This is a genomic window from Methylobacterium sp. CM6246 (assembly GCF_054818005.1).
This window is the reverse complement of sequence record NZ_JBTXKY010000001.1, coordinates 2,608,441-2,626,655: the sequence shown is the minus strand read 5'-3', so window position 1 is coordinate 2,626,655 and position 18,215 is coordinate 2,608,441. Positions and strand designations below refer to the sequence as shown.

General features: G+C 70.3%; 19 protein-coding genes and 1 tRNA gene. 8 read left to right on the top strand and 12 right to left on the bottom strand.

All coding sequences use genetic code 11. The annotated features are described in order from the left end of the window. Window positions 1-47 precede the first annotated feature (47 nt). Window positions 48-260 carry a hypothetical protein gene (locus ACYQPG_RS12895; RefSeq protein WP_147905806.1) on the top strand — a complete coding sequence of 71 codons (213 nt, stop codon included), beginning with the start codon at window positions 48-50 and terminating at the stop codon, window positions 258-260. A gap of 255 nt (window positions 261-515) precedes the next feature. Then, window positions 516-773, top strand: a complete 258-nt coding sequence (locus ACYQPG_RS12890; RefSeq protein ID WP_461231092.1) for a hypothetical protein — start codon at window positions 516-518, stop codon at window positions 771-773. A 92-nt stretch (window positions 774-865) separates the two neighbouring features. On the opposite strand, the gene mqo is transcribed toward ACYQPG_RS12890, so the two are convergent. From mqo to leuC, 4 genes are all read right to left on the bottom strand, one after another. After that, window positions 866-2,587 carry a malate dehydrogenase (quinone) gene (gene mqo / locus ACYQPG_RS12885; RefSeq protein ID WP_461231091.1) on the bottom strand — a complete coding sequence of 574 codons (1,722 nt, stop codon included), beginning with the start codon at window positions 2,585-2,587 and terminating at the stop codon, window positions 866-868. 475 nt (window positions 2,588-3,062) lie between these two features. Then, complete coding sequence (locus tag ACYQPG_RS12880; protein WP_147905803.1) at window positions 3,063-3,584, bottom strand: lipocalin-like domain-containing protein; 522 nt, start codon at window positions 3,582-3,584, stop codon at window positions 3,063-3,065. 243 nt (window positions 3,585-3,827) lie between these two features. Next, window positions 3,828-3,912: transfer RNA gene (locus ACYQPG_RS12875), tRNA-Leu, on the bottom strand. An 82-nt stretch (window positions 3,913-3,994) separates the two neighbouring features. Beyond that, a complete protein-coding gene (gene leuC, locus ACYQPG_RS12870; RefSeq protein WP_147905802.1) occupies window positions 3,995-5,407 on the bottom strand; it encodes a 3-isopropylmalate dehydratase large subunit in 1,413 nt (470 codons plus the stop codon). 279 nt (window positions 5,408-5,686) lie between these two features. Between leuC and ACYQPG_RS12865 the strand changes: the two genes are divergently transcribed. Beyond that, the gene (locus tag ACYQPG_RS12865) at window positions 5,687-6,652 is read left to right on the top strand and encodes a 2-hydroxyacid dehydrogenase (RefSeq protein WP_147905801.1); all 966 of its coding nucleotides are present in this window, start codon (window positions 5,687-5,689) and stop codon (window positions 6,650-6,652) included. Next, entirely contained in the window at window positions 6,649-7,545 is an 897-nt protein-coding gene (locus ACYQPG_RS12860) for an AprI/Inh family metalloprotease inhibitor (protein ID WP_147905800.1), read from the top strand. Before ACYQPG_RS12865 ends, ACYQPG_RS12860 begins: the two co-directional genes overlap by 4 nt. A 104-nt stretch (window positions 7,546-7,649) precedes the next feature. Here ACYQPG_RS12860 and ACYQPG_RS12855 read toward each other — a convergent pair whose 3' ends face one another. The 4 genes from ACYQPG_RS12855 to ACYQPG_RS12840 form a co-directional block, all read right to left on the bottom strand. After that, window positions 7,650-8,276: a cytochrome b gene (locus tag ACYQPG_RS12855; RefSeq protein WP_147938119.1), complete on the bottom strand. Its 627-nt coding sequence runs from the start codon at window positions 8,274-8,276 to the stop codon at window positions 7,650-7,652. A gap of 147 nt (window positions 8,277-8,423) precedes the next feature. Continuing rightward, window positions 8,424-8,996: an NAD(P)H-dependent oxidoreductase gene (locus tag ACYQPG_RS12850; protein WP_147905798.1), complete on the bottom strand. Its 573-nt coding sequence runs from the start codon at window positions 8,994-8,996 to the stop codon at window positions 8,424-8,426. Window positions 8,997-9,209: 213 nt separating this feature from the next. Next, a complete protein-coding gene (locus ACYQPG_RS12845) occupies window positions 9,210-9,866 on the bottom strand; it encodes a class I SAM-dependent methyltransferase (RefSeq protein ID WP_461231090.1) in 657 nt (218 codons plus the stop codon). 2 nt (window positions 9,867-9,868) lie between these two features. Continuing rightward, window positions 9,869-11,032 (bottom strand): glycosyltransferase family 4 protein, encoded by a 1,164-nt coding sequence (locus tag ACYQPG_RS12840; protein WP_461231089.1) that lies wholly within the window; start codon window positions 11,030-11,032, stop codon window positions 9,869-9,871. Window positions 11,033-11,268: 236 nt separating this feature from the next. Between ACYQPG_RS12840 and ACYQPG_RS12835 the strand changes: the two genes are divergently transcribed. Continuing rightward, entirely contained in the window at window positions 11,269-12,492 is a 1,224-nt protein-coding gene (locus ACYQPG_RS12835; RefSeq protein WP_147905822.1) for a DNA topoisomerase IB, read from the top strand. Between the two features lie 304 nt (window positions 12,493-12,796). Here ACYQPG_RS12835 and ACYQPG_RS12830 read toward each other — a convergent pair whose 3' ends face one another. Together ACYQPG_RS12830 and ACYQPG_RS12825 are read right to left on the bottom strand one after the other, a co-directional pair. Next, window positions 12,797-13,465, bottom strand: coding sequence for a LuxR C-terminal-related transcriptional regulator (locus tag ACYQPG_RS12830; RefSeq protein ID WP_147905795.1), 669 nt, complete (start codon window positions 13,463-13,465; stop codon window positions 12,797-12,799). Between the two features lie 214 nt (window positions 13,466-13,679). Then, the gene (locus ACYQPG_RS12825; protein WP_147938116.1) at window positions 13,680-14,576 is read right to left on the bottom strand and encodes a GGDEF domain-containing protein; all 897 of its coding nucleotides are present in this window, start codon (window positions 14,574-14,576) and stop codon (window positions 13,680-13,682) included. Window positions 14,577-14,654: 78 nt separating this feature from the next. Here ACYQPG_RS12825 and ACYQPG_RS12820 point away from each other — a divergent pair, with 78 nt between their 5' ends. Next, window positions 14,655-15,011: a hypothetical protein gene (locus ACYQPG_RS12820; RefSeq protein ID WP_419829566.1), complete on the top strand. Its 357-nt coding sequence runs from the start codon at window positions 14,655-14,657 to the stop codon at window positions 15,009-15,011. Here ACYQPG_RS12820 and ACYQPG_RS12815 read toward each other — a convergent pair. Continuing rightward, window positions 14,983-15,315 (bottom strand): hypothetical protein, encoded by a 333-nt coding sequence (locus ACYQPG_RS12815; RefSeq protein ID WP_461231088.1) that lies wholly within the window; start codon window positions 15,313-15,315, stop codon window positions 14,983-14,985. The genes ACYQPG_RS12820 and ACYQPG_RS12815 overlap by 29 nt on opposite strands. Window positions 15,316-15,425: 110 nt before the next feature. Further along, on the bottom strand, window positions 15,426-15,665 hold the full coding sequence (locus ACYQPG_RS12810) for a hypothetical protein (RefSeq protein WP_419829565.1): 240 nt from the start codon (window positions 15,663-15,665) through the stop codon (window positions 15,426-15,428). A gap of 269 nt (window positions 15,666-15,934) precedes the next feature. On the opposite strand from ACYQPG_RS12810, the gene ruvB reads away from it, so the two are divergent. Both ruvB and ACYQPG_RS12800 read left to right on the top strand, forming a co-directional pair. Continuing rightward, the gene (ruvB, locus tag ACYQPG_RS12805; protein ID WP_147854170.1) at window positions 15,935-16,984 is read left to right on the top strand and encodes a Holliday junction branch migration DNA helicase RuvB; all 1,050 of its coding nucleotides are present in this window, start codon (window positions 15,935-15,937) and stop codon (window positions 16,982-16,984) included. Window positions 16,985-17,349: 365 nt separating this feature from the next. Beyond that, a complete protein-coding gene (locus ACYQPG_RS12800) occupies window positions 17,350-18,075 on the top strand; it encodes a DUF4142 domain-containing protein (RefSeq protein ID WP_147905790.1) in 726 nt (241 codons plus the stop codon). Window positions 18,076-18,215: the final 140 nt, after the last annotated feature.

The window sequence follows — 18,215 nt, the reverse complement described above, 5'->3', positions numbered from 1 at the left end:
GATCAGACTTCAGGCCTATAAAAGGAAATGCCGGCGGGAAGGACCAGATGTTCGAGAGTCTTTTCTGGGGTGCCGCGATCATGGCGCTGGTCGGATCGGCCGCCCTGGTGGCCATCGGTGCGGCGGTGCAGCCCCGGATCATCCAGAAGGATGAGGTCGGATCCGGCATCCTCGACTCGCGCAGGACGTTCGGACGCAAGCGGCGCTGGCGCCGTCCGTCCCGGGTGACGCGCCGCCTCGGCTGGCTGCCGCTGCGCTAGACGCCTGGGCCGCATCGCCTTTTCCCGAACGCCGCCGGCCCCGTCCGGAACCGCCCTCGGTCCTTGATCCGACGGGCTTGCTTTCCCCGAACCGGTATCGATCCCGGCCGCGAGCGCCCCAGAAGGCCGGCTTTACCAAGCTGGATACTAAACCTGTCTGCACCAAAGACGTACATCTGACGTTGCTGCCGCGGATGCTAAGACCCGATGACTGCGCAATAGCGGTCCAACGGCAGTGCAAAGGGCTCAAGACTGATGAGCGTGCGTCAAATCTGCGATCAGGTGCGGGTGACCGAGCAGGCCTTCACCGCGGCCCTCGGGGCCATGAAGGCGACGGGGCTGCGCGAGGCGTTGACCCAGGAGCTTCAGGAGATGGAATCCGCGGAGATCGAGGCCGGACAGGACGCCGGCTCGGCCCGCTCGGCCTCGTGGAAGCGGGTCAAGATGCTGCACGGCCTCGGTTATCCGGTGGATTTCGGCTGGCTGCACATCGCGCACGGCGCCACCCGGTAGAGCCCCCTGTCCGAAACCGATTCCGGAGGGATTGCGAAACGCCGCCGGCCCCGGGCCCCGTGCGTCCGCACGAGGCCCGGGAGAGACCGCGCTCAGGGCGCGAGGTCGTGGACCGGCGCCGGGACCGGCGTGTCGCTGCTGTTCAGCACGGTACTGCTCGCCGGCACGGGCTTGAGCGCTGCCGTGTCGATCCGGGGCGGCGCCGGCAGCTGCAGCTGCCCGCTGGTATAGGCCCATTCCTGGGCGACCCGGGCGGGGTCGTCGTTGAGCGTCGTGCCGTAGCTCGGGACGATCTGCCGGATCTTCGCCTGCCACTCGGGCGTGGCGACGTTCTTGGCGAACACCTTCTCCAGCACCTGCAGCATGATCGGCGCCGCCGTCGAAGCACCCGGCGAGGCACCCAGCAGGGCGGCGATGCTGCCGTCCTTGGCGTTGACGATTTCGGTGCCGAGCTTCAGCACGCCGCCCTTGTTCGGGTCGCGCTTGATGATCTGCACGCGCTGACCCGCCTGCCACAGGCGCCACTCCCCCTTCTTGGCCTTCGGGAAGTATTCGCGCAGGGCCGCGATCCGGTCGTCGTCCGACAGCATGAGCTGGCCGGCCAGGTACTCGACCAGCGGATACTCGTCCAGGCCGACCCGGACCATCGGCCAGATGTTGCTGGTCGTGGTCGAGCTGAGGAGGTCGAGATACGAGCCCTCCTTCAGGAACTTGGTCGAGAAGGTCGCGAACGGTCCGAACAGGATCACGCGCTTGCCGCCGAGCACCCGCGTGTCCAGGTGCGGCACCGACATCGGGGGCGAGCCGACCGACGCCTTGCCGTAGGCCTTGGCGAGGTGCAGCGTCGCGACGTCCGGGTTCTCGTTGATCAGGAACGAGCCGCCGACCGGGAAGCCGGCGTAATCCTCGCCCTCCGGGATGCCCGATTTCTGCAGCAGGTGCAGGGCGCCGCCGCCGGCGCCGATGAACACGAACTTGGCGTCGACGCTGCGACGCGACCCATCCTTCACGTTGCGCGACGTCACCCGCCAGGAGCCGTCGGCGTTCTTGGCGATGCCCTCGACCTCGGTGGAGAGGCTCAGCTTGAAGGTCGGCTGGCCCTGCAGGTGGGCGACGTACTGGCGGGTGACCTCGCCCCACTCGACATCGGTGCCGAGCGGCGACCAGGTGGCGGCCACCTTCTGGGCCGGGTCGCGCCCCTCCATCATCAGGGGCACCCATGTCTTGAGCTGCTCCGGATCTGTCGAGAATTCCATGCCGGCAAACAGCGGGCTGGCCTTCAGGGCCTCCCAGCGCTTCCGCAGGTAGGCGATGTTGTCGTCCCCCCAGACGAAGCTCATGTGCGGGGTGTAGTTGATGAAGGCGTGGGGGTTCTTCAGCACCCCGGCCTTGACCAGCGAGGCCATGAACTGGCGCGTGACCTGGAACGCCTCGTTGATCTCTACCGCTTTGGCGATCTCGACCTGGCCGTTCTTCTTCTCCGGGGTATAGTTCAGCTCCGCCAGCGCCGAGTGCCCGGTGCCGGCGTTGTTCCAGCCGTTCGAGCTCTCGAGGGCGACCTGATCCAGGCGCTCGACCATCTGGATCGACCACGTGGGCTCGAGCTGGTTCAGCCACACGCCGAGCGTCGCGCTCATGATGCCGCCGCCGATCAGCAGCACGTCGACCTTGGTGTCGGCGCTGTCGGCGAACGCGAGGGCGCTCGGCAGCGAGGCCGCGGCGAGCCCGGTGGCCGCCGTCCCGAGGAGCTGCCGCCGGCTGACGGCGAGCGTGTCGCGCGGGGACCGGGGCTTGTTGGTGTCGTCGGCACGCATCGCCACATCTCATCGGTTGAGGGCCGGGCATGCACGGCTGGCACGTCCCGGCACAGAAGGCGTCGGATCGATGCGACGGGAGCCCCGCGCATCCAGCCTTCCGGAACGTTCCCCCGCGGATGATGCGGCACGCAGCGCGTGATCGATCGTGTGCGATCGTTTCTTGTCTTGTGCGCCGTCGATGCTTCCGAAGTCAGCTTCCGGAAGTGCAGGGCCGGATAGAAGCGTCTTTTCCCAGTCGACGGCCGGGTTCGACGTGGCAGCGCCGAATAGAGCCAAGACCCGATCCAGAGGTCGCGCGGTGATCGGCGAGTCTCGACGGTGAAAAGACGCCGGCCGATCTGGCGCGGCGGCGTGTTCACCGCGTCTTAGAGGATGAGGTCTGAAAGGACAATCTGTGGTGTAGGACAAACGCCGCCGCCTGTCCTGTGCGGAACATGCGGGGTGCGCGCGGGCGGCATGGCGGGAGCCGCCCTTATCGGCTGCGCCGGAATCGGATGATGCTGCGCGAGAGTCGGCCGGCATCCCAGTTGGGCATGATCCGCCAGGGCGTCGTCACGTCGGCCTCGTCGCCATGGATCTTGATCGTCCGCCGCTGCTCGGTGTTGACCCATTCCGGCGCCCAGGCGGTCTGGACCGTCGTGATCCATTGGTCGCCCTCGATCCGGTAGCGGCCGATATAGGCGACCAGCGTCTTCATCAGCGCCGCGCGATCGGCATCGGTCTCGGCCGGCTTGCGGTCGGTGCCCTCGAGGTTGAACGCGACCCAGCCATCCGGGGTAAAGATCACCCGGCCCCGCGGCGCGCTGCCCATCGCGTCGATGAGCGACCCGGTCGCCTTGTCCTCGACCTGGTAGGAGACGAGTTCCCAGGTTCCGACGATCTTCTCGGCGAGATCGCCCTCGTCCGCCTGGATCTGCGGCTGGGCGTCGGCGGCCTGGCCGGGCGACGCGGCCATGAGCAACGCGGCCGCGAGCGTCGCGGAGAACTTCGTCATCCGGTGATTCTCCTTCCGGCCCGCTTCGCCTGCCGGCCATGCGGCCAGCGCGAATCGGGCGACACCGGGATACGGCGCGCGGCCCCGTCGTGACAGGTCTCGGTCGCGCGAAGCTGGGTTCGGATGACGACATGCGGCTTCGAACGACAGGGATCCGAAGCGGCGCCGACCGGCGGCGATGGCCGGTCCCGTGTCATGGTCTGGGGAGAGAGTGTTGTGCGGATCAGCGCTTTAGGCGGCTGATGGTGCCCAGGAAAGGACTCGAACCTTCACCTCTTGCAAGACTGGTACCTGAAACCAGCGCGTCTACCAATTCCGCCACCTGGGCTCGCCGTCGGCAATTGGCCGGCGACGGCTTCGTTTATGCGGACGCGTGGGGTCCGTCAATCGCGATTTGTGCCTTTTGCGCCTCAGCCGCGCGGCCAATCCCGGATGTCCACGAACCGGCCGGCGACCGCGGCCGCCGCCGCCATGGCCGGCGAGACCAGGTGCGTGCGTCCGCGATGGCCCTGACGGCCCTCGAAGTTGCGGTTCGAGGTCGAGGCGCAGCGCTCCAGCGGGTTGAGCCGGTCGGCGTTCATCCCGAGGCACATGGAGCAGCCCGGCTCGCGCCAATCGAAGCCCGCGGCCTTCAGCACCCGATCGATGCCTTCGGCCTCGGCCTGCGCCTTCACCAGCCCCGAGCCCGGGACCACCATGGCGGACACGCTCTCGTGCACCTTGCGGCCCTCGACCATCTGGGCGACGACCCGCAGGTCCTCGATCCGGCCGTTGGTGCAGGAGCCGATGAACACCCGGTCCAGGGTGATGTCGGTGATCGGCGTGCCGGGGGTCAGGCCCATATAGGCCAGCGCCTTCTCCTTGGACTGGCGCTTGTTCTCGTCCACGATCGCCGCCGGATCCGGCACGCGGCCGCGCACCGAGATCACGTCCTCCGGGCTGGTGCCCCAGCTGACGATCGGCGGCAGGCTCGCGGCGTCGAGGCGCACCTCGCGGTCGAAGAACGCGCCCTCGTCGGTGAGCAGGCTCTCCCAGTAGGCCCGGGCCTTGTCGAACGCCGCGCCCTTGGGGGCCTTCGGGCGATCCTTGACGTAGGCGTAGGTCGTGGCGTCCGGCGCCACCAGGCCGGCGCGGGCGCCGCCCTCGATCGACATGTTGCAGATGGTCATCCGCCCCTCCATCGAGAGGGCGCGGATCGCTTCGCCGGCATACTCGATCACGTGGCCGGTGCCGCCCGCCGTGCCGATCTCGCCGATGATCGCCAGGATGATGTCCTTGGCGCCCACGCCGGGCGGCAGCGCGCCGTCCACCGTGACGCGCATGTTCTTGGCCTTGTTCTGCACCAGCGTCTGCGTGGCGAGCACGTGCTCGACCTCCGAGGTGCCGATGCCGTGCGCCAGTGCCCCGAAGGCGCCGTGCGTCGAGGTGTGCGAATCCCCGCACACGATCGTCTGGCCGGGCAGCGTGAAGCCCTGCTCGGGCCCGATGATGTGGACGATGCCCTGGCGCACATCGAGGGCGTCGTAGAACTCGATGCCGAAGTCGCGCACGTTCTCGGCCAGCGCCTCGAGCTGGGTGCGGCTCTCGGGATCGTCGATGCCCTTCGACCGGTCGGTGGTCTGGACGTTGTGATCCACCACCGCCAGCGTCTTCTCGGGATGGCGCACCTTGCGGCCGGCCACGCGTAGACCCTCGAACGCCTGCGGGCTCGTGACTTCGTGAACGAGGTGCCGGTCGATGTAGAGGAGGCTGGTGCCGTCCGGCTGGACATCGACGACGTGGTCGTCCCAGATCTTGTCGTAGAGGGTGCGCGGGCTGGTCATCGGTTTTCGTCTTCGAATGGGATCGGTGCAGAGCTCTCGCGATAATGCGTCTTCCTTAGTAGGCATCGCGGGCGAATTTCGAAAGGGGCGAGTCCTCGTCTCGTCGTGTCCTGGTCCCGTCGTGTCCAGGTCCCGTCGTGTCTTCGCCCTGCCGCACGGCGCCGGCCGCCGGATGTCACCGCCCGGGGCCGGGCATGGCTGGCGCCGGACCGGCGGCAGGCCCTATGCCGGATCCAAACCGCCGGTCGCAGCAGCGAGCGGCCAAACAGGGAGTGTGAGATGTCCGAAGCGCCGCCCGAGATCCTGCTGCTCAAGACGATGCATCCGCTGGTCGAGGCCGCCTTCGAGGAGCGCTTCACCGTGCACCGGCTCGCGGGCGTCGCGGATCCGAACGCCAAGCTGGCCGAGATCGGGCCGCGGATCCGGGGGCTCTGCGTCGGCGGCCAAGTCGATGCCGCCCTGATGGAGCGGCTGCCGAAGCTCGAACTGATCGCCAATTTCGGCGTCGGCTACGACGGCGTCGACGCGGTCGAGGCGCATCGGCGCGGCATCGTCGTCACCAACACGCCCGACGTGCTCACCGACGAGGTCGCCGACCTCGCCGTCGGCCTGGTGCTGGCGACCGTCCGGCGGCTGCCGCAGGCGGACCGCTACCTGCGGGCGGGCCACTGGCCGAAGGCGCCGTTCCCGCTCACCGCGTCCCTGCGCGGGAGGCGGGTCGGCATCTTGGGGCTCGGCCGGATCGGGCAGGCGATCGCCCATCGCCTGGAGAGCTTCGGCGTCACGATCGACTATCACGGCCGCAGCCGGAAGGCGGGCATCGCCTACACCTATCACGACAGCCTGATCGCCATGGCGCGGGCGGTCCACATCCTGATCGTGGTCGCCCCCGGGGGCGACGACACCCGCAAGCTGGTGGATGCCGCCGTCCTGGAGGCACTGGGACCCGAGGGCATCCTGATCAACGTCGCCCGCGGCAGCCTCGTCGACGAGGCTGCGCTGATCGCCGCGCTTCAGGCGGGCACGATCCTGGGGGCCGGCCTCGACGTGTTCGAGAACGAGCCGCACGTGCCGGCGGAGCTGGCCGCCCTCGACAAGACCGTGCTGCTGCCGCATGTCGGCTCAGCCTCCGAGCATACCCGCACGGCGATGGCCCAACTCGTGGTCGACAACGTGTTGTCGTGGTTCGAGGGTCGGGGCCCGCTGACCCCCGTGACCGAGACACCCTGGAGCCCGCCCGCGTGAGACCCGTACAGGCTGCGCTGCTCGCCGCCCTGGCCCTGGCGCCGCGGCCGGCGACGGCGCAGGAGGACTTCGCCGCCCCCTCCACGGCCCCCGAGCCGAGCCTCCTGGACCCGGGGACGCTCGCCGCGCCCCCGACGGCGATACAAGCGGCCCCCCCTGCCCCGCCGAGCCTCCCCGAGCGGCTCAGCGAGGTGCCGGGGACCTGGGACCTGTCGCGCGACGGCACCAACCGCCGCTGCGTCATGACCCTGCGGAGCGAGAACGGCGAGGCCGGCCAGCGCATCAGCTTCCCGGCCGGGTGCCGGCGCGCCCTGCCGATCGTGAACGGCGTCGCCGGCTGGCTGTTCAGCGACCGGGGCGTGCGCCTGGTCGACCGGAACGTCCGCCCGATCCTCGAATTCGTCCGGCGGCCGGACCAGCGCAGCCTCGTCGCCAAGCCGGACGGTGGCGAGACCTACAGCCTGGTGCCCCTCGACATCGCGGCGATGCGCCCGCCCGCTCCCCCCGCCATCGCGGGGATCGAGGCGGCGCCCGCAACGAACGCTCCGCTGCAGACGGCGCCGTCGGTGCCCGCCGAACTGCAGCGCACCACGGCCGCGACCGCCACGGCGGCGCCGGGGCCCGCGCCGGGCACCTATGCCCTCGATCGATTCCAGGAGCGCGACACCTGCCGGATCACCCTCGACGGGGCCGGCGGCGGCGTCCACGTGGTCCCGGGCTGCCACGATGGCGGGCTCGAAGTGTTCGATCCCGTCCGCTGGCGCTACGCCAACGGCCGCATGACGCTCACCGCCAAGCGCGGCCACACCATCGACTTGGTGCCGAGCGGCGACGGCCGCTGGCGGCGCGAGCCCGAGGTCGGGACGACCTTCGTGCTGCGCCGGGTCGACTGATCCGAGCGCCGTTCCCGGTCGCGGTGCAATCGGGGACGGCGTTCAGTCCTGGATGTGACGCGCTCGCCGACGCCCTGCCGGTATCCACCCCGGCGGCGACCGCCTCAACGCAATCCGCGCCCGTCCTGGACCGGAAGCATCCGCTCCAGCAGGCCGTCCCGGCGGATCATGAGGTGCCAGGCCGTGCCGGCGACGTGCAGCAGCACCAGGGCGTAGACGAACCATTGCCCGACGAGGTGGATCGACTCGGCGATCTTCTGCGCGCCGTCGTCCTTGGTCAGGCCCGGGATGGTGAACAGCCAGAAATACGGCGTGGACCGTCCCGAGAGCGCGCTCAGCAGGTAGCCGCTGATCGGCATGATCAGGAAGATCGCGTAGAGCAGCCAATGGTTGACGCGACCGATCAGCGTCAGCAGCCGTGGCGCCTGGGGATCCGGCGGCGCCGGCCGGATCATGCGCCAGACGATCCGCAGGACCACGATCGCCAGGATCGTCAGCCCGACCGATTTGTGGAGCACGAACAGGCTGCCCTTGGCGGGGTCCGGCGGCAGGCTCACCGCCACCCAGGCCAGCGGCAGGACCGCCAGCGCCAGGGCCGCCGTGACCCAGTGCAGCGCCTGCGACACCGGATGGTGGCGCGGCAGGCCGGACGCCGTGACGTAGGTGGCGGGAAGCGGCGCGCCCGCCTTCCGGTCCGCCTTCTTGCCGGCCGAGATGGTTGAACCTGCCATGATCCCTCGCGGATGGGCTTCGTCAACCGCGGGCTGGAACGGACAGGCGCACTCAATCCACGCCGGGCCCGATCACGGTTTAGAACGATGCCAGGCTGACGGTGTAGAACCGCTCCCGGCCCGCTGCAAACCGGCGACGCTCCCGCGTCAGGCCGCCGCGCCGGCGTCGATCGCCCGGGCCACGTCCAAGAGCGCGGCCAGCTCCACCGCCGCCGCGGCGAGGCGGGCCGCCACGGTGGCGTCGGTGATCTGCCCGTCGGCCATGTCCTCGGGGCCGGCGTAGACCGAGGTCGGCGCGACGTGGGCCGCGAAGAAGCCGAACAGCGGGCGCAGGCCGTGCTCGACCACCAGGGCGTGGCGCAGGCCGCCGCCCGTGGCGGTGAGCACCACCGGCATACCCGCCATCCGCGCCGGATCGACGAAGTCGAAGACGTGCTTGAACAGCCCGGCATAGCCGCCCTGGTAGACCGGCGTCCCGACGATCAGGGCGTCCGCGCCCTCGATCGCCGCGATCAGGTGCGCCGCCGGCAGGGGCAGGTCCTCGCGCAGCGACGCCCCGATGCCCGGGCCGGCATCGACCAGATCGTAGACGGTCAGCTCGATCCGGCGCAGCCGCCCGAGCTCGGCGCCGACCGCCGTCACGAGATCGCGGGTCCGCGACGGTCGTTTGGCACTCCCGGAGAAGGCGACGACACGGGGAAGGCTCGGCTTGACGCTCACGACTCGACGCTCACTTGGACATAATCTTTCAGACGCCGCGCCCCCGGAGGCGGGATACGCGCAAATCTCGAGCCCGCCGAGCGCCCGGCGACGCATCTTTCGGAGGCGCGCCCGCATCTCGCGGTCCGGCTGCACGGTAACGCATTCCAGCCTGGGATGAAGCCTCGATGCCGCGGCCGGATCGATTGGACGCGCGACGCGCGGGCCATCGTCTCACCCGCGCAGCCGCCAGACGTGGCTCTGCTTGATCTCGGCGTCTTCGAGGGCGCGGGAGACCGGCACCGCGTAGGTCGCCAGGCATTCCAGGCGCTCGCGCGGCAGGTAGGTCCGCCCCGGGTCGCCGATCAGCACCGTCACCCCGCCCGCCTGCAGGTCGATGAGCCAGGCCGTCACCGCCTGGGCGAGGTCGCGCTCGTAGAACACGTCGGCGGCGAGCACGAGGTCGGCCTCCGGCCGCGTCCCGAGGAGGTCGGCCGAGACCGGGGCGATCCGGCCGGCCACGCCGTTGGCGGCGGCATTGATGCCGATCGCCGCCACGGCGAACGGGTCGAGGTCGCTGGCGACGACGTGCCGCGCGCCCGCCCGGGCTGCGGCGATCGCCACCAGGCCGGAGCCGGAGGCGAAGTCCACGGCCCGGCGCCCGCGGGCCACCTCGGGATTGTCGAGGATGTAGCGGGCGAGCGCCTGCCCGCCCGCCCAGGCGAAGGCCCAGAACGGCGGCGGCAGCCCGATCGCCTGCAACTCGTCCTCGGTCTTCTGCCAGAGCTCGGTCGCCTCGTCGGCGACGTGGAGGCGGATCTCGGGCGCGTAGGGAACCGGCAGCAGCCGCGTGTTGGCCTGGATGAAGCCCTGCGGATCGTCCGGGCGCATTGTCAGGCGTCCAGCAGGTCGCGCCAGACGGCGCAGACCTGATCGGTGACGGCGGCCTCGGTGAAGCCGCCCGCCTCGATCCGCGCCAGCGCCGCCGCGCCGAACGTCGCGACCTCGGCCGGATCGTTGCACAGCCGGACCAGGGCGTCGGCCAGGGCCGGGGCGTCGCCGGGGGGCACGAGCAGGCCCTCGATGCCGTCGCGCACGAGGCTCCGGCAGCCCGGGACATCCGTGGTAACGAGCGCCCGGCCGCAGGCGCCGGCTTCGAGCAGGGTCCGCGGAAGCCCCTCCCCGCCCCGGGACGGCAGGCACGCGACATGGTGTCCGGCCCAGACGGCGGCGACATCCTCGGTGGGGCCGTGCCAGGCGACGCCGTCGCGGCTCCACCCCCGCAACGTCGCCGCGTCGATCGAGCGGCGGTTCGACGGATCGGGCGCCCCGTACAGGGCGAGCTCCACGGCTGCGCCCCGGGACCGGGCCAGGCGGGTCGCCTCCACGGCCACGTCGACGCCCTTGGACCAGAGCATGCGCGCCACCAGGGCGACCTTCAGGGGCGGTACCGGCGGCATCGGCTGCGGTGCGAACGCGGCGAGGGCGACGCCGGCGCCGCCGACCACCGTCACGGACCGATCGGACGGGTCGAGGCCGAGCGCCAGCGCGTCGTCCGGATTCTCGAACAGGAAGCGGGTCCGCGCCGACGCCAGCGGACCCCGGATCAGCGCCTTCAGCCCGAGGCGCGCGACGCGCCCGATCCGGTCCGCGCGGGCGCCGACGAGGCCGAGCCCGGTCAGCGCGTAGACGCGCGCCGGGATGCCGGCCATGGCGGCCGCGGTGCCGCCCACCAGGATGCTGCGCAGGGCGATGCAGTGGACGATGTCGGCCTCGAGCGCCTTCAGGATCCCGGCGAGCTGCCCGGCCGCATAGCCGGCGGTCATCGGGTTGAGGCTTGCCCGCTCGGCCTCCAGCGGCACGACGCGGGCCCCCGTCGCCTCGATGGCGGCGCGGTGCGCCCGCACCCGGGTGACGACGGCGACCGACAGGCCCATGCCGATCGCGGCACGCGCCATCGGCAGGAAGTGGGAGGCGAAGAACCAATCCTCGGTGACCACGAAGACCAGACTTCGCTTGGGATTGGTGAGGGGGTCGCGGGCGGGTTCGAGGTCCATCAATCCTGTCTAGCGCATCGGGCCGGATACCGGAACCGGCACGATGCGCTAGCGCCTTGATCCGCATCGTCTTTTTCCGGAAGCCGGCGGCCCGCTTGCGGAACGAGGCTTTTCGCATGGCCCACGGCGCCGGCCTGCGGCGGATGCGCAGGCCCGGAACGGCCCACCTGCGCCGCCGGTTGACCGGGGCCTTCTCGCCGGGTGTCACCCCGGCGGCGTATCCGGGAGGGGCGGCCATGGCGGACACCGAGACTGACCAAAGCGGCGGAACCCTGCGCGCGGCGGCCGAGGAAGCCGGCCTCGTCTACGTCGATGACGGCCTGCCGGGCCTCACCCGCAAGCGCAGCGGCACCGGTTTCCGCTACCTGGATGCGAAGGGCGCGCCGGTGCGCGACAAGCGGATCCTCGCCCGCATCCGTGCCTTGGCGATCCCCCCGGCCTACACCGATGTCTGGATCTGCCCGCGCAGCAACGGCCACATCCAGGCCACCGGCCGGGATGCCAAGGGGCGCAAGCAATACCGCTACCACGCCGACTTCCGGCAGGCCCGCGAGGAGAACAAGTTCTCGCGGATCATGGCCTTCGCGGACGCCCTGCCGGGCATCCGCCAGCGGGTCGATGCCGACATGAAGCGTCAGGGCCTGTGCCGCGAGAAGGTTCTGGCCACGGTGGTCCACCTGCTCGAGACCACGCTGATCCGCGTCGGCAACGACGATTACGCCCGCACCAACAAGAGCTACGGCCTGACGACCTTGCGCGATCCGCATGTCCGGATCGCGGGGGCCGAGCTGTCGTTCCGGTTCAAGGGCAAGAGCGGCAAGACCTGGGACGTGTCGCTGAAGGACCGGCGCGTCGCCCGGATCGTGAAGGCCTGCCAGGACCTGCCCGGGCAGGAGCTGTTCCAGTACATCGACGGCGAGGGCGTGCAGCGCGACGTGACCTCGTCGGACGTGAACGCGTATCTGCGCGAGGTCACGGGCGAGGATTTCACCGCCAAGGATTTCCGGACCTGGGCCGGGACGGTCTTGGCGGCGCTGGCCTTGCGCGAGTTCGAGAGCTTCGACAGCGAGGCGGGGGCCAAGCGCAACGTCCGCGCGGCGATCGAGAGCGTCGCCGGGCGCCTGGGCAACACGCCGACGATCTGCCGGAAGTGCTACATCCACCCCCAGGTCCTCGATTGCTACCTCGAAGGCGACCTCCTGATTCAGGTGCAGGACGCGGTCGAGACCGAGCTGAGCGGGGACCTCGGCAAGCTCCGCTCCGAGGAGGCCGCGGTGCTCGGCCTGCTGCAGGCCAGGCTCGCCGCCTCGCGGGACGCCGCCGAGGCGGGCAAGCCGGTCAAGCCCGGCGCGACTCCGGCCCGCAAACGGAGCAAGACGGCAGCCCGGGCCAAGGCGGCAGCCCTGGTCAAAAAAACCGCCGGGCGGTCCCGCACTGCGGCGCAAGCCGGTGCCACGTAAGCCGTTTTTGGTGTCGGACGGCGCGGCTTCGCTGTGAGGCCTGTGTCCGACCGATTCACGCGGTGGCGACACGCGTTGGCCGACTTCGCTGCCCCCGGTGTCTGACGCGCGCTCCTATCCCGGACGCCCGGAACGTTGATCCGGAACCCGGAAGAGAAAGGGCCGCGCGGCGGCACGATCAAGACCAAGGCGGACGCTTCGCATCGTCTCGTGCTGGGTCCCGAATCGCATTCCGGTCGCGCTGCAGGCGCCCGGGCAAGGACGTAGGGGGGCAGCCCCCGCATTGGGCTGCCCGGGATCCCGGTCAATGCCGGGACTGGTTGCCGCCGGACCCGCCGCGACGGTTCGGGTCGCTGTCGACCACCGGGGCCAGACCGAGCTGGCGCGCCAGCGAGACCAGGTCCTTGAGCCGTCCAGTCTGCGTCTTCCGGCGCAGGTTGAGCCGGTGCGTCTCCACGGTCCGCACGCTGAGCGCGAGGCGACGGGCAACCTCCTTGTTGCTGAAGCCCGAGCTGAGGAAGCGCAGCACCTCCGCCTCGCGCGGCGTGAGCCCGAGGCTGTCGCCCTGCTCCGCCGGCATCGCGGCCTGCTGCTCCGGGGGAACGAGACACTCCGATCCCTCGGCCAGGGCGAGCAGGGCGGCGCCCAGCTCCCGCGGTGACTTCGACCGGGCCACGAAGGCGTCGGCACCCGCCGCCAGCAGCGCCCGGAGGTCGTCGGCGGTGAGTGCCCCGAAAGCTACGAGGGTGCGCAGGTTCGGCTGCCGCTCCTTCAAGCCGACGAGACGCGCGATCCCATCGGCCAGCCGGATCTCGTCGAGGAAGATCAGCGCGACCGCGGATCCGGCATCGGCCCGGTCCAAGTCTTCTTCGCCGATCGTGTGAAACTCCGGCATATGCTCCAGAGTGGCGCGCACAGTCGCGCTCAGGTCCTGCGGTTCATCCAGGATCAGGACGCCAACGGCCGTACTCATGACCTCGCACCTTTCGTCTCCCGGCGATACAAAGGGGCCGGGATCGGATGCGTAGTTCCAAGATCCATTCCACGAGTTTGGGGCGAATATTAAGCTTTATATTCGCGGAATCGGGCGATTCCTGTCTTCGTGCTCCAAATTGGTGTGCCAATATGGGTTGCCGTCTTTAACCATGCCGCGGCGATGCGTCCCAGACTGGGGCGGCTCGGCCGTCTCAGCTCGCGACGGCCAAGGTGGCCTCGCCCTGGTACGGCACGACGCGGTTACGCCCGCCGCTCTTGGCCGCGTAGAGCGCGAGGTCGGCCCGCTTGAGCAGGGCGTTGACGTCGTCGCCTTCGACCCAGGTGCTCACGCCGAAGCTGCAGGTGAAGCCGATTGCATGCCGGCTGCCGCGGATACGCAGAGCCTGAACGGCTTCCCGCAGACGCTCGGCCCGGGCGGTCGCCTCCTCAAGGCTCAACCCCGGGAGGGCGATGCCGAATTCCTCGCCGCCCAGGCGGCCGCCGATGCCGGCCCCGGCGATGAGCTCGGCCATGGCCTTGATGGCGACGTCGCCGACATCGTGGCCGTGCTCGTCGTTGATCCGCTTGAAATGGTCGATGTCGGCCAGGATCGCCGAGATCCGGGCCGGGCGCCCGCTCTGCTCGGCGGCGAGGCGCGCCCGGTCGAAGAAGGCGCGCCGGTTGAAGACCCCGGTGAGCGGATCGGTCTCGGCGAGGCGGATCAGCTCCTCCTGCATGGTGATCATGCGCTCGGCCGCGCGCAAGCGTGCGTTCAGCTCCTCGGCGCTCGGCGGTTTCTCGATGAAGTCGTCGGCGCCGCTGTCGAGGGCCTCGGCCAGGCTGCGAACGTTGCGGGCGGACGACATGGTGATGACGTGCAGCGGCCTGCGCTCCTCGGCGAGCAGCCGCGCGGACCAGCAGAGTTCGAGGCCGCAGAGCGGCCGGACCTCGACGCTGGTGATCAGGACGCGGACCGACGGGGTGGCGGCGAGGTGTCGCAGCGCCTGTTCGGAATCCGTGAACGCGTGGACCTCGTGGCCGCGTGGCTCGATCAGGGATGCGATGATCTGGAGGACGACGCGGCTCGAATCGACGACGACGATCTGCATGGCATGACCCGGACCCGATCTCGGGTGTCTACCAGAGCAAGACTTAATTTCGACCGAACAGAGAGTGCGAATTCCAGCATGAGCGCCGTCATAACCACCCCTGACTTGCGCTATATCGTGGTCCGCGGTCGCCTGTGGCGGCGCGCCGACCCGCACCTGCCGGAGGCGCGTCGCGCAGCACTGGTGGCCGGGCTGATGGATGCGCGCCGGGCGGTGAAGGCGGCCAAGCGCGCCGAGCGCGAGGGCGAGCCCGATGCCGCCACCGCGATGGCCGCGGCCCGGGCCGCTGTCGACGAAGCCAAGACCGGGCTGGGCGAGCGCGGCCCGGTCTGGTGGCACGACGACGCCCCCGACCTGAACCGGCACCTGGTCCAGAATACGCCCTACGCCGACTGGTTCGCGGCGCTCAGCGCCGGGGAACCTGAACCGAGATGATCTGCGCGCCGGAAGCGCGGCGGGCCGCCGGCTGGGCAGCGTTAATGACCGTGAGGGTCGGCGGAAGGGCCGGCGCGGCCGCGATGCCGGTGACGGTCGGGACTCCGTAGGTCCCGTAGCTCCACGGCGCCGGCACGATCTGGCTCGGCCGCGGCACCCGGGTCAGGGGCGCGCCGATATAGGAGCCGCGCACGAACGGGCCTGCAAAGCCGTCCTGGCCCGACCCGTAGGCGTAGACGCCCTGCGCGGAGGCGGGTGCGGCCACGAGGGCGGCGAGGAGCGTGAGGGCTGTCCGGGTGATCATGCGGGCGGCTCCAGGACGCGGCGCTTCAGGAACGATCGTGGGGAACCGACACGATCACTGCCCGTTCCGGGCCGCAGCCCCGGCAGAATGCGTAACGCGGCGGCGCGATGTCAGCGGCAGGTGGTGATCCGGCGGACCACCCAGCCCTCGCCCTCGATCCAGAGACGCCGCCGGGCACGGCTGCAGGTCGCGTCGTCCTCGCGCTCGACGGCGGAGATGGGATGGACCTGCTGCGGGCTGGCCTCGGCGACCTTGGTCTCGGTGCCGGCCGGGGCGGCCTCAACCTGCGTCACGGCGGACAGGAGCAGGACGGCGCTGGCCGCACCAAAAGCCATCGATCGGAGATGCATGCGGATATTCATGGTGGAGCAGCGCCCTGCGGCCGAGTTTAAGGATTCGTCAGTGAAATGCGCGGCGCACCATTTCGGTTTCATCGAGGCCGCGCCTTCCCGGCCGGCGGCGGGCGTGACCGTGTGCTGCGGCACGGCGCCGGCCCGGCGCCGAGACGGCTCGGACGCTTAGACTTCGCAGCGCGCGCGTATTAGGAGGAACGGCCCGGACGCGACGGCTCCCGCGGACCCCTGAACCAGCGGGCGAGCCGGTCCACGAGCGAAGGTCCATGAGCAAGCCCAAGCCCCCGACCAACGTGCTCCTGACGCCGGAGAAGCGCGCCGAGGACGTGGATCAGACGATCCGGCCGCTGAGCCTGTCCGAATTCATCGGGCAGAAGGCCGCACGCGCCAACATGCAGATCTTCATCGAGGCGGCCAAGATGACCGGCCAGGCCCTCGATCACGTGCTGTTCGTCGGGCCGCCCGGGCTCGGCAAGACCACGCTGGCCCAGATCGTCGCCCGCGAACTCGGGGTGAACTTCCGCTCGACCTCGGGCCCGGTCATCGCGAAGGCCGGCGACCTCGCGGCGCAGCTGACCAACCTCGAGGAGCGCGACGTGCTCTTCATCGACGAGATCCACCGGCTCAACCCGGCCGTGGAGGAGATCCTCTACCCGGCCATGGAGGATTACCAGCTCGACCTGATCATCGGCGAGGGGCCGGCGGCGCGCTCGGTGAAGATCGAGCTGCCGAAGTTCACGCTCGTCGGCGCCACCACCCGGGCGGGCCTGCTGACGACGCCCCTGCGCGACCGGTTCGGCATCCCGATCCGGCTCGAGTTCTACGAGATCGACGAACTTGAGAAGATCGTCGCCCGCGGCGCCCGGGTGCTCGGGCTCGGCATGTCGCCGGAAGGTGCCAACGAGATCGCCCGGCGGGCCCGGGGCACGCCGCGCATCGCCGGCCGGCTGCTGCGGCGGGTGCGCGACTTCGCGATCGTGGCCGAGGCCGAGACGGTGACGCGCGCCATCGCCGACCGAGCGCTGAAGCTGCTCGACGTCGATTCGGTCGGCCTCGACGTGATGGACCGCAAGTACCTGACGTTGATCGCCACCTCGTTCGGCGGCGGCCCGGTGGGGATCGAGACGATCGGGGCCGCCCTGTCCGAGCCGCGCGACGCGATCGAGGACATCATCGAGCCCTATCTGATCCAACGCGGCTTCGTGCAGCGCACGCCCCGGGGCCGAGTGCTCACCAAGCACGCGTTCCGGCACATGGGCTTTGCCGAGCCGCGACGTCAGCAGGACGGCCTGTTCGACGACGGCGACGCCGCCTGAGCCGGATCTCCGTACCGTCCATGCGGTTGGGACGGGGCTGGTTCACGCCTCGTTCATAGGTTGCCCTCTGCACCCGCAACGGCGATCGGCGCGGCCTTGTGCGCCGCACCATGGCCAAGCGCCTCAACCGGCGGGTGTTTCTCCGCGGGCCAGCGGACACTATTGCCAAGCTTTTGCGTAATCCCGCTCCCTCCGGTTCACGCAAACGCGATCTTGGCGGCGGAACAGCTGCAAAACGCGGCAGTTGAGATGGCGACCGCGCCAGTCTGCGTGGCGCTGGCAGGATTGCGGGACTGTGGCTCTTGCCACGGTATCCCGGCCGATCCTTGAGCCATCAATAAGAACACCAGGGACTTCCTTCCTCCATGAAGACACTCACGCTCGCCGTCCTCGGCCTCTCCGCCGCCGCGCTCTCGACCCCGGCGCTCGCGCAGGATGCGCTCCCGATCCGGATTCTGCCCTTCGCCAACCAGCAGGGCGTCGGCGCCGCCGCGACCGAGACCCCGGCCTTCCGCGCCGAGGCGCTGCGTTCGGATGCGACCAGCATCGAGGCGAGCCGCATCGCCCTCGAGCGTTCGCGCAACCCGCGCGTTCGGAACTACGCCCATCGCGTTCTGGTCGAGCGTAAGGCCACCACCGACGCCCTCCTGCCGGCGAACACTTCGCTGTCGCGCAACGGCACGGTCGTCTCGGACAACCAGGGCATCAAGACGGACCTGAGCAATCCGGTCGGCTTCGTGCTGGCGCCCGTGACCATCGCGGCGAACCTCGGGACCAGCATCGTCGGCGGCGCGCTCGGCGCAGTCGGCATCGTCGACAACAGCCCGACCGAGCCCGGCCGTCGCGTCGCCCTCGGCGAGCGCGGTCAGGCCCGCCTGTCGCAGCTCCAGTCGGCCCGAAGCGGCCGCTCGTTCGACCGCGCCTACATCGACCAGCAGGCCCGTTCGGACGCCCAGACGCTGGCGCTCTACGACGCCTACGCCAAGTCGGGCGACAGCGCCCAGGGCCGCCGCTTCGCCAGCGAGGCGCTGCCCTACATCGCCGACGAGCACGCCCACTCGGCGAGCTTGGCCGCCCGCATCGGCGGCTGATCGTTCAGTCCAGACCCGATCACGCGAGGGCCGCCCCAGGGCGGCCCTCGTCGTGTCGGACGGGTACCGGTTTTATCCCACACACCCGGCGAGGCGCGACGGCTGCTTCCCCCGCTGCCGCATCGTGCCGTAGACGATGT